The sequence below is a fragment of the Flavobacteriales bacterium genome (assembly GCA_013214975.1).
In the GTDB taxonomy this organism is placed as follows: Bacteria; Bacteroidota; Bacteroidia; order DT-38; family DT-38; genus DT-38.
Window position 1 is genome coordinate 1 of sequence record JABSPR010000390.1, and the last position, 11,227, is coordinate 11,227.

10 protein-coding genes are annotated in these 11,227 nt (G+C 34.6%); 6 read left to right on the forward strand and 4 right to left on the reverse strand.

From position 1 onward, the window contains the following. Nucleotides 1-643 (forward strand): SDR family oxidoreductase (locus HRT72_12260; GenBank protein NQY68477.1); only part of this gene is annotated, 643 nt, incomplete at its 5' end. Nucleotides 644-676: 33 nt separating this feature from the next. Here the strand turns inward: HRT72_12260 and HRT72_12265 are convergent. Beyond that, a complete protein-coding gene (locus tag HRT72_12265; GenBank protein ID NQY68478.1) occupies nt 677-3,250 on the reverse strand; it encodes an ATP-dependent Clp protease ATP-binding subunit in 2,574 nt (857 codons plus the stop codon). Between the two features lie 261 nt (nt 3,251-3,511). Between HRT72_12265 and gyrA the strand changes: the two genes are divergently transcribed. Continuing rightward, on the forward strand, nt 3,512-6,139 hold the full coding sequence (gene gyrA, locus HRT72_12270) for a DNA gyrase subunit A (GenBank protein ID NQY68479.1): 2,628 nt from the start codon (nt 3,512-3,514) through the stop codon (nt 6,137-6,139). A gap of 11 nt (nt 6,140-6,150) precedes the next feature. Then, on the forward strand, nt 6,151-7,353 hold the full coding sequence (locus HRT72_12275; GenBank protein ID NQY68480.1) for a tetratricopeptide repeat protein: 1,203 nt from the start codon (nt 6,151-6,153) through the stop codon (nt 7,351-7,353). A 71-nt stretch (nt 7,354-7,424) separates the two neighbouring features. Here the strand turns inward: HRT72_12275 and HRT72_12280 are convergent, their stop codons facing one another. Next, nucleotides 7,425-7,979, reverse strand: coding sequence for a hypothetical protein (locus HRT72_12280; protein ID NQY68481.1), 555 nt, complete (start codon nt 7,977-7,979; stop codon nt 7,425-7,427). A 208-nt stretch (nt 7,980-8,187) separates the two neighbouring features. Further along, a complete protein-coding gene (locus HRT72_12285) occupies nt 8,188-8,775 on the reverse strand; it encodes a hypothetical protein (protein NQY68482.1) in 588 nt (195 codons plus the stop codon). A gap of 196 nt (nt 8,776-8,971) precedes the next feature. Here HRT72_12285 and HRT72_12290 point away from each other — a divergent pair, with 196 nt between their 5' ends. The 3 genes from HRT72_12290 to HRT72_12300 all read left to right on the forward strand — a co-directional run bounded on the left by HRT72_12290 (nt 8,972) and on the right by HRT72_12300 (nt 10,886). Then, the gene (locus HRT72_12290) at nt 8,972-10,327 is read left to right on the forward strand and encodes a hypothetical protein (GenBank protein NQY68483.1); all 1,356 of its coding nucleotides are present in this window, start codon (nt 8,972-8,974) and stop codon (nt 10,325-10,327) included. Nucleotides 10,328-10,403: 76 nt separating this feature from the next. Further along, on the forward strand, nt 10,404-10,613 hold the full coding sequence (locus tag HRT72_12295; GenBank protein NQY68484.1) for a hypothetical protein: 210 nt from the start codon (nt 10,404-10,406) through the stop codon (nt 10,611-10,613). Next, a complete protein-coding gene (locus HRT72_12300; protein ID NQY68485.1) occupies nt 10,614-10,886 on the forward strand; it encodes a hypothetical protein in 273 nt (90 codons plus the stop codon). 23 nt (nt 10,887-10,909) lie between these two features. Here HRT72_12300 and HRT72_12305 read toward each other — a convergent pair whose 3' ends face one another. Next, on the reverse strand, nt 10,910-11,200 hold the full coding sequence (locus HRT72_12305; GenBank protein NQY68486.1) for a hypothetical protein: 291 nt from the start codon (nt 11,198-11,200) through the stop codon (nt 10,910-10,912). Nucleotides 11,201-11,227 lie beyond the last annotated feature (27 nt).

An 11,227-nucleotide genomic window follows, 5' to 3' on the forward strand; every position in this document is an offset into this window, starting at 1 on the left:
TGGTGCTGATGCTTCTTCTGTAGAAGATATTGAGAACTTAATAACCCAATCAATGGAAGTGTTAGGCAGTAAATTGGATTTCATTCTTCACTGTATTGGCATGTCTCCAAATGTTAGGAAACAAAGACCTTATACAGATTTGAATTATGATTTCTATTTGAAAACAATTGATATCTCTGCTTTGTCTTTACATAAAACACTACAGACTTGTTATAAAATGGATGCATTAAATGACTGTTCATCTGTTCTTACATTGTCGTACATCGCAGCACAAAGAATTCTACCAGGATACTCTGATATGGCTGAAGCTAAATCTACTTTAGAATCTATTGTTAGAAGTTTTGGATATATGTATGGGAATAAAAATGGTACAAGAATTAATTCGGTATCACAATCACCTACAATGACATCAGCTGGTTCTGGCGTAAAAGGACTGCATAAATTTTATTATTATGCACAAGATGTTTCGCCTTTAGGAAATGCACCTGCAGAAACTTGCGCAGACTATTGTGTAACGTTATTCTCAGATCTTACTAAGATGGTTACAATGCAAAACTTATTTCACGATGGAGGCTTCTCTAATACGATGATTAGTGATAAGTTGTTAGATAAATACGAGAATCCAGATTTTAAAGGAGAGTAGTATTTCTGATTAAAAGAATAAAAGGAGAGTATATTAACTCTCCTTTTTATCGTTTCCGTCTTCTTCTAAGTTTTGATCAATCTGGCTACTCTTAGCTTTGGTAACTTTAATCTTGATCTCTTCTTTTTTCTTATCGAACCCTACCGAAATCTTATCACCTTCTTTTAAAGACGATTTTATTATTTCTTCGGCTAAAGGGTCTTCAAGATATTTCTGAATTGCTCTCTTAATTGGTCTTGCACCAAATTGAGAATCATAACCTTTATCGGCAATGTAGTCCTTGGCTTCTGTCGTCAACTTGATTTCGTAACCAAGTTTTTCTAATCTCCCATAAAGGCCTTTTAATTCAATATCGATAATATCATGAATATCATCCCTGTCTAGACTATTGAAGACAATAACATCATCAATTCTATTTAAGAATTCTGGTGCAAATGCTTTTTTAAGAGATTTTTCGATTACACCTTTTGCATAATCTTCGGATGCATTTTGCTTAGCTGAAGTACTAAAACCAACACCTTCACCAAAATCTTTTAGTTCTCTTGAGCCAATGTTAGAAGTCATTATTACAATAGTATTCTTAAAGTCTACTTTTCTTCCAAGACTGTCCGTAATTTGTCCGTCGTCCAATATTTGTAACAATAGATTGAATACATCAGGATGTGCCTTTTCTATTTCGTCTAACAATACAACAGAGTAGGGTTTACGTCTGATCTTTTCAGTTAACTGTCCACCTTCCTCATACCCAACGTATCCCGGAGGTGCTCCCACAAGTCTTGAGATTGCAAATTTCTCCATGTACTCACTCATGTCAATTCGGATAAGTGCATCGTCGGTATCAAAAAGCATTCTACTAAGAACTTTTGCCAGCTGAGTTTTACCAACACCTGTTGGTCCTAAAAAGATAAATGAACCAATTGGTTTATTAGGATCTTTAAGTCCAGCTCTGTTACGTTGAATTGCTCTAACCACTTTGGATACGGCATCATCCTGACCAATAATTCTCTCCTTAATGTCATCATCCATTCTGGATAATCGGGCACCTTCATTCTCGGCTATTCGCTGAACAGGAACTCCTGATATCATGGCTACAACCTCAGCCACATTTTCTTCATCAACAGTTTCCCTGTTATTCTTAGTTTCTTCTTCCCATTTATTCTTAGCCTCATCTAAGTCTTCTAAAAGAGTTCTTTCTTTATCTCTGAGTTTTGCAGCCTCTTCATACTTTTGGCTTCTAACTACGAGATTTTTCTCCTCTTTTACTTTTTCAATACTCTCTTCGATTTCAATAACATTTTTAGGTACAATAATGTTTTTGATATGAACTCGAGACCCTGCTTCATCTAATGCGTCGATTGCCTTGTCTGGAAGAAATCGATCACTGATATACCTATCAGTTAATTGAACGCACGCCTTTAAAGCTTCTGGCGTGTAGATAACATTATGGTGATCTTCATATCTTCCTTTTACTTGTTCAAGGATCGTAATTGTTTGTTCTTCCGTAGTAGGCTCAACTAATACTTTCTGAAACCTTCTTTCCAAAGCACCATCTTTTTCGATGTATTGTCTGTATTCATCTAATGTAGTTGCTCCAATACATTGAACCTCACCTCTGGCTAAGGCTGGTTTGAACATGTTAGATGCATCTAAAGAACCAGAAGCTCCACCAGCACCAACGATGGTATGTATTTCATCGATGAATAAAATAATGTTAGGCGTTTTTTCTAACTCATTAAGAACAGCTTTCATTCTTTCTTCGAACTGTCCACGATACTTTGTTCCTGCAACTAGAGATGCGAGATCAAGAGTAACAATACGTTTGTTAAACAGAACTCGGGAAACTTTTTTATCTACAATGCGAATAGCAAGTCCTTCGGCAATTGCTGATTTACCAACACCAGGCTCACCAATAAGTATAGGATTGTTTTTCTTTCTTCTACTCAGAATTTGAGAAACTCTTTCTATTTCTTGCTCTCTTCCAACAACGGGATCCAATCTATCTTCCTCTGCCATCTTTGTGAGATCTCTTCCAAAATTATCTAATACGGGAGTTTTCGACTTCGTATCGGTAGTTTTCCGAATGTCCGAACCTAATCCACCTTCTTCGCCATTGTCATCATCATCATCATCATCTATTGGACTATCTGAAAACTCCGCTTTAGGTTCGAAGTTCGATAGTATTTGTTCTAGCTCGTCTTTCACATTAATATAATTTACGTTAAATTTTTCTAGAGATTTAGTTGCTATATTATCTTCATCTTTTAACAATGCAAGTAGTAAATGTTCGGTTCCTATCATATTACTTTTAAAAAGCTTAGCCTCCAAGTAGGTTATTTTCAAGGCTTTCTCGGCCTGTTTAACCAATGGAATGTTACCTGTCGCTTTTTTACTCGATACTTTTTTGCTTGTAGCTTTCTCTATATACTTTCTTAATTCGAAAAGGTCTATGTCTAGAGTCTGCATTAATTTAACGGCAACACCTTCGCCCTCTCTTAAAATTCCTAATAGCAAATGTTCTGGACCTATATAGTCGTGACTTAGACGCAGAGCTTCTTCTCTACTATACGTAATAACGTCCTTTACTCTAGGTGAAAACTTAGCTTCCATATTATTCAGGTTTTGCCTTGATTCGTTTACTAATAAAACTTCTACATGTTACACGAACGAGCATATTTATTATTGTATTCAAATTTAATAAAGCGGCCATTTTTAGAGCTTTATACGGATCATATTTATCAACAGGAATTTGTTAGTAATAATGTTGTTTTTGAACTAATTAAAGCTTGACATGATGATGTATTATGCTATTTTCGACTACATATATAACAATTGTGCAATACTATGTATTGCTCTTAAAAACAAGTCATTATGACAGAAGGAGAGAAGATAATTCAGATAAATATTGAAGATGAAATGAAATCATCGTACATCGATTATTCGATGTCGGTAATCGTTTCTCGTGCTTTACCTGATGTGCGTGATGGATTAAAGCCTGTTCATAGAAGAGTTTTGTTTGGAATGCTAGATTTAGGTGTATTCGCAAACAAGCCTTATAAAAAATCTGCAAGAATTGTTGGAGAGGTATTAGGTAAGTATCACCCGCATGGTGATACTTCGGTATACGATGCTATGGTTCGTATGGCACAGCCTTGGTCTTTAAGATATCCGTTAGTTGACGGACAAGGTAACTTTGGTTCTGTCGATGGAGATAGTCCAGCCGCAATGAGATATACGGAAGTACGTCTGCGAAAGATTGCTGAAGAAATGTTAATTGATATTGACAAAGAAACTGTTGATTTCTCCTTGAACTTTGACGACTCTCTTCAAGAGCCTACGGTTCTTCCAACTAGAATTCCAAATCTTTTAATAAATGGAGGTTCGGGAATTGCCGTAGGTATGGCTACAAATATGGCTCCTCATAATATTAAGGAAGTAATTGATGGAACTATAGCTTATATAGACAATAGAGATATCGATATTGCGGGCTTAATGGAGCACATTAAAGCTCCTGATTTTCCAACAGGCGGAACTATATATGGCTATGAGGGTGTTAAAGATGCTTTCGAAACAGGAAGAGGACGAGTTGTAATTAGAGGTCGAAGTAACATCGAGACAAGAGACAATGGTAGAGAAACCATAATCGTTACCGAAATCCCTTACATGGTTAACAAAGCAGATATGATCTTGAAAACTGCTGGTCTAATTAATGAAAAGAAAATTGACGGTATATCTGACATAAGAGATGAGTCGGATAGAAATGGAATGCGAATCGTTTATGAACTAAAAACGAATGCTATTACTAACGTTGTTCTTAACAAACTATATAAGTACACTGCTTTAGAATCTTCGTTTAGCGTTAACAGTATTGCCTTGGTTAACAAGCGACCTAAAATGCTTAACCTAAAAGAAATCATTCATTATTTCGTTGAGCACCGTCATGAAGTAATTGTTCGAAGAACTCAATACGAATTAAGAAAAGCGGAAGAAAGAGCGCACATTCTTGAAGGATTAATAATTGCGAGCGATAACATCGACGAAGTAATTAGAATTATCAGAGCCTCTAAAAGTCCTGATGAAGCGAGAGAAACGTTAATGAAAACTTTCGACTTGTCTGAAATTCAATCAAGAGCGATCGTTGATATGCGATTAAGACATTTAACTGGCCTTGAACAAGACAAGTTAAGAAGAGAATACGAAGAGTTTTTAGCATTGATTGAAAAGTTAAAAGGAATTTTAGCTAGCGAAGATATTCGAATGAATATAATCAAAATGGAACTTGACGAAGTAAGAGAAAGATATCAAGATGAAAGAAGAACAGATATTGAATATGCTGCCAAAGACTTCAGAATAGAAGATATTATTGCAGATAAAGATGTTGTAATAACAATTTCTCACAAAGGATATATTAAAAGAACGCCGCTTACTGAGTTCAAAGTACAAGGAAGGGGAGGAAAAGGATCTAAAGGAAGTAACACTAGAGAAGAAGATTTCTTAGAGTACTTATTCGTGGCGAGCATGCATGATTACATGTTGTTCTTTACGGAACAAGGGAGATTATTCTGGTTAAGAGTATATGAATTACCTGAGGGAATGAAAACATCTAAAGGAAGACCAATTCAAAACTTGATAAGCATTCCATCTGATGATAAAGTGAAAGCATTCATCAATACGAAAGATTTGAAAGACGAAGAGTATATTAAGAACAACTTTATTGTACTATGTACTAAGAAAGGTGTGATTAAGAAAACAGAACTTTCAGCTTATTCTAGACCACGGACTAACGGAATCAACGCAATTACTATTAAAGATGGCGATCAATTACTAGAAGCTAAATTGACAACTGGAAATAGCGAAATATTAATGGCTATTAAATCAGGTAGAGCAATTAGATTCCCAGAAGAGAAGGTAAGAGCAATGGGCCGAAATGCTGCAGGTGTTAGAGGTATCAAGATTGATACTAAAAACGATGAAGTAATAGGAATGATCTGTGTTGAGGATAAAGAGTCTTCAGTACTTGTTGTTTCAGAAAAAGGATACGGTAAACGTTCTCCATTGGAAGATTACAGAATTACCAATAGAGGTGGTAAGGGTGTTAAAACACTTAATATAACGGAGAAGACAGGCCAGTTAGTTGCAATGAAGAATGTAATTGATACAGATGATTTAATGATAATCAATAAATCTGGAATCACTATTCGTATGGCTGTTGAAACATTAAGAGAAATGGGTAGAGCAACACAAGGTGTTAGACTTATTAAACTTAAAGGAGAAGACAGCATCGCAGCAGTTACTAAAATTGAAGTATCTGAAGATGATGAAATAGCTGTTGATGAAGAAGGTAATCCAATTGTGACTGCTTCGGTTGAAGAAGGAGAAAATTCTTCTGAAGAGAATGTTGGCAAAGAAATTGCAGACGATCAAGAAGAAGTAGAAGATGACTCTACGGAAGATTCTGAAGAAGAGGGTTCTGATGACGATACTGAAAACGATAACTAAACAATACATTAATGAAAAAAGCACTATTAATACTTGCCTTAACTAGCATAGTGAGCGCAACTTTTGCTCAAAAGGCAAACATACAAACGGCATCTAATCACCTCAGACATGGTGAACTAAAAGAGGCAAAATCGGCTATTGATAAAGCAACCATCAACGCTTCTTCTAAAGGGATGGCTAAAACTTGGAAAATCCGAGCAGATGTTTATTACAAAATAGGAACTGCTAAAAATGCCAGTATCAAAGCGTTATCACCTAATGCCTTTGAGGAAGCGTTTGAAGCATTCAAAACATTAAAAGAAGTTGATGCCAAGAAAATGTATACTAGTGAGGTAACTCCTGGTATTGCAAATTGCGCTAGGAATTTCTACAACAAAGGAGAAGCGGCTTATAACGATTCATCTTATGCATCTGCAATTAAATATTTTGATTTATGTGCAGCAGCAAAGGCAGCGAATGGTTTGAAGAGCAAGCCTAAAGCATATTATCCACCTGTTCATTGGGCGGCATTAGCAGCTGAAAAAATGAAGAACTATGATTTAGCGGAGAAAAATTATCGAGAGATGATAGCTGCTGATTATGCTAAGTTGGACATGTTCAAAAACCTAATCGATATCTATAAAAAAGGTAAAGATGATCAAGAAGGTTATGAGAAAGTTTTAGCTGAAGCTAGAGTTGCTTTTCCGGATGATTTGAACCTAATGCTTGTTGAAACAGACGTGTTACTTAATAAGGGAGATAAAGAAGGAGCAAAACGTAACTTGGATGCTGCGATTGCAAAAGATCCTGAAAATGAAAAACTATATTATTTCATTGCAACAACTGTTTATGAGCCACAAGGTGATTTGGAAAATGCAGAAGCTAATTATCTAAAGGCATTAGAGTTGAAACCTGATTATGTGGATGCGGCATACAATGCAGGTGTAATGTATTATAACGTTGCTGCTGATATTCTCAAGAAAGCAAATGATATTACAGACAACACTAAATACAATGCAGAAAAAGAAAAAGCACAAGTGAAATTCAAAAAAGCTGTTGAATATTTGGCGAAAGTTGAAGTATTAGCAGGAGAGGACATGGCTGTTGTAAAGGAAGAATTAAAACCAACTTTGATTAATACATTAAGATCTTTAAAGAATGCTTATGTTAGGTTAAATGATCCTGTGAAGATGAAACTTGTTAAGGCAAAACTTACAGCTCTTGGTATAAGCTAATAAAGAGTTATAAATAATAAAAGGCCTGTATACAACATGTATACAGGCCTTTTATTTAATACGATTATATTTTAAGCAGGAGAGGGAGCAGTTATTGCTTTTCCTGTTGTGCTATTATTGGTTGAATAATTGTAGCACTGTGTCCATTGTCTTCCTTCTTTATCCTTGAAAAGGATATCGATCTTCACCGTTTGAATCTCGTTAAATCCAATGGATTTTTTTCTCCTAAAGAATATAGGATACGCCTGACCTGGTCCGCAATACTTTCCATCCGCTAAATAAGCACGGTCAGTTACATGTCCAAATTTATTAGAACGAGCATTTACATTTAAAATGGCTAACTCTTGATTTTCTACTTGTACTTTAAAAACGAAGAACTTCCGAGCTTCCTTTTTGTACAGCATATTTAGTTTAGGTTTCTCGGTAGCCATTAATTCTTTAATAGCTTCTTGGGAATGTTCTCTTATTTGAACATTTGGTGAGAAGTCTTCATCAGCACTATAATCATTATCGATTCCAGTATGATTTGGACTTATAAATTCCACATGATTGGCACTGACATAAGTGTCAATTTCATTAATAAAATCTGTTTTTGTATTTACGTTTGGTTCTTGTTCTTCTGACATATTTATAATGTTTAAAGATTGAATATGAGAACAACTCTCACTGTCTATGATTGTTAAATATAGTGAAACAGATGACTTACATTCAATTTAATGGATAAATTATTGATTTCATATTATGAATATCAATTAGGTTACCTATTGGGCTATAGCTATAAAGACGTAAAGAAAACAGGAATGTTTCAGATGTGACGGAATCTTTATTAACAAACTATTCCTTAGTGGCTAAAGTCCCGTCAGGAAGATACTTTGTTGTTGACATTAATTTCCCTTGGTGATAAACAGAAATGGCTTTCTTATTTCCATTAGGATAGAAGTAGTGAGAATTTCCGTGCATTCTGTTTTTGGAATAATCAACTTTTGAAACTAACGTTCCTTCATTATCGAACGATTTAACTGTACCTGTATAGTACGGAAAGAGGATTGAATTGGATAGACCTTCTTGTCTCACCTTACCATTAGCATAGAAATCTTTAAGTAAATATTTTGCTTCTCCTTCTTTAACAAAAGATCGGTTATGTCTAGAGATAGTTTTCTTGTTAATTATTTTCTCAACTGACAGAGAAGAAGTAGTAGATAATCGAGTGCGGTATACAACAGAATCTTTTACCCATTTATTCTTATTCTTGGTATAATCGGTTACAAAGAAATTACCTTTTTTTGAAGTTATCCGAACACATTTTGTTGCCTCTAGTTTCTCGCAAAATGCACCATTAGAATTAAGATAATAAGTGGTATCGTTTTGCGAATATCCAATTAATGAAGTAAGACAGAAAAGCAGAGTAGCTAATTGCTTCATAACATCGTGATTTAGAGAACAAAGTTACTTAAAAACAATAATAAGAGCTCTCTGGTTTTTGTGGAATAAATCAATTGTATCACCAAATAGTAAATCTATTTAGGGTAATAGTACCTTTCGTGTGTAGTATAAGTAGTTGAAGCATAAATTAATTTTGTTTTATATGAATTAACTTTATCTCGAAAACTATAACTCTATGAAACTTTTGCAGATAAAGAAGATTAGCGCCATAATTGGATGCTTGCTATTATCGTTAGGCCTCGCAAGTAGCTTCATTTTCTACATAGCTTCCTATTCGGTAGATTCTGATAATATAAACGCGCAAAACAATACTTTTCTTTCGATTAGGTACCGTATTCTTACAGACTACTTCCGGTCTTATTACCCTGTTAACATCGGAGAGGAAATTCCTAATATCGAATTAACCTTTAGTAAGAACGACTTTAGTCATATAGATAAAATTCAAGAGATCACGCTTCGTGACACAATTGATATTAAAGTATACTCCAAATTGAATAAGTGGAGAAAAGGTGTGTTGAAATTTAATGGGAATAAGTTCAACATTAAATGGAAAGCACACGGAAGAAGACCAACTGAACACAGTGATGGCAATGGTTATATATCACTGAATATAAAGATGGAAAAGGGAGAGGAGCTATACGGATCTAACCATTTTCGTTTAATTGTATACAAACGTCTTAGAGCTGATATGAAGATAATAGAGTACTTGGCCGAATACTTTAAGCTTCTTAATCGTAAGCACAAGCTGTTAAACATTAAACTTGATTCTAATAAAGAGCACATTTATTGGTTTGAGGATCGGCTTAATAATAAATATATGCAGAAGCACGGGAAGGAAACGCTGGTAACTTTTACTCGAGGAAATGAAAAATCACATATACTTTCTAACGACACTAACATTAATTATTTGGAAGAGTCGTTATCTCGTATTTTGATCGAAAAAGGATATAATAATTCAACTGCCGATTCTATTAAAGCTTCCTTCAAAAAGTTTAATAAATGCCTTTATACATACAACGCTAATTATGTAAGACAGTTTGTTGATATGGATTACATCACGTCTTTCTTGGCCGCAAGAATGATAGGGAACCTTAATGGACATGGAATTAGAAAGCGGAATCTTTTTATATACCTGGATACTTTAAATTATAAGTTTTATCCGGTATTAAGTAGAGAGGAGTTTGTAACCGTAATTAAACATCAAGATAGTATTGATTATTTCAGAGAGAACCTCAACCTATCTTACTTTACCACAACATTATTAATGAATAACGATGTTAGAAAAGAAACTCATAAAAAGGTGTTAGAGTTCTTTGAGACCAAAGGAGAAGATTTTGAAAAAGAGGTAACAGCGATATATGATATATTCGAAGCTCGACATTTTCCCGATTGGGTAACTTCGATGAGAGGTTTAACCCATTTACAACCAATTCCATATTTTTATGTGAATGCGACATTTCTTAAAGACTATATTCGAAAACGAGAGAACTCCCCAAAAGGGTTATCCAAAGAGCTACTTTATATAGACTAAGAAGAACATCTGATTTCAATTTTTTTTCAGAATGATGCAAACAAGTGCTTAACTTGCGGCTTGAAAATTTTATACGATGACAGATAAGGATATTACCATTGAAAACTTAAGTGCGTTAATAAGGGTAGAGGCTTTGCAGAAATCTAATCAGATGGCTAATGCCAAGATATTATCCATATTAAGGAGAACAGAATTTAACGATGAGTTGAAGCTGTTAACAGATTCCACAGACATATTATTCGAACAGCTATCGACAGGATTAAAGAATCGTTTAAAAAGAAGCTAGATGAATATTGACCAAATGGAGTTGATTAGGCGAGAATTGTTGCGACGGTTGCCAGCGATTAAAGGAGCCACTATGGAGAATGGTGTTGAGAGAATAATTGATTTGGCTAACGAATGCATTAAAGATTTAAAGATTGATATAGAATCTGATGAAGACCAAAAGGATTTAACCGAATTTTTAAAACCTACGGTTAAGGATGGTTTAATGGAGATTCTAAAGAATAGTGTATCGTCAACAATTAATGATTCCTTTGATAAGAATTTTAAGAAGTAGGCGAAAAAGAAAGTGAAGAGAGTTTAGTCGTAGGTACAATCTATAGTATAAGAGTAAGCCGATCCCTGAGCAATAGAGCTGTCTTGTAAAATTATTTGTTCATCGTCCAATATTTTTTTTACTTCATCTTTGGTCGTTAGGCAATTATCAGAATCTTCACCTGTAACATCATATTGATTAACAGTTTGGGTTTCTGATAAGAATTCAGTTTCAATAGTAATATCACAAGTGCAACATTCGTTCTTGTTAATCTTGTCACAACTAATAAGAAAGATGGAAAAGAATAGAATTGATAAAAGGCTTAAAGGTTTCATTTAGTAAAGAATTAGTTTGTACAAAAA

Bases quoted from the DNA above. Each gene is read 5' to 3' on its own strand.
- HRT72_12300 (NQY68485.1), top strand. From the start codon at position 10,614: ATGAATATTGACCAAATGGAGTTGATTAGGCGAGAATTGTTGCGACGG.
- HRT72_12280 (NQY68481.1), bottom strand. From the start codon at position 7,979: ATGTCAGAAGAACAAGAACCAAACGTAAATACAAAAACAGATTTTATT.
- HRT72_12290 (NQY68483.1), top strand. From the start codon at position 8,972: ATGAAACTTTTGCAGATAAAGAAGATTAGCGCCATAATTGGATGCTTG.
- HRT72_12265 (NQY68478.1), bottom strand. From the start codon at position 3,250: ATGGAAGCTAAGTTTTCACCTAGAGTAAAGGACGTTATTACGTATAGT.
- HRT72_12305 (NQY68486.1), bottom strand. From the start codon at position 11,200: ATGAAACCTTTAAGCCTTTTATCAATTCTATTCTTTTCCATCTTTCTT.
- gyrA (NQY68479.1), top strand. From the start codon at position 3,512: ATGACAGAAGGAGAGAAGATAATTCAGATAAATATTGAAGATGAAATG.
- HRT72_12285 (NQY68482.1), bottom strand. From the start codon at position 8,775: ATGAAGCAATTAGCTACTCTGCTTTTCTGTCTTACTTCATTAATTGGA.
- HRT72_12295 (NQY68484.1), top strand. From the start codon at position 10,404: ATGACAGATAAGGATATTACCATTGAAAACTTAAGTGCGTTAATAAGG.
- HRT72_12275 (NQY68480.1), top strand. From the start codon at position 6,151: ATGAAAAAAGCACTATTAATACTTGCCTTAACTAGCATAGTGAGCGCA.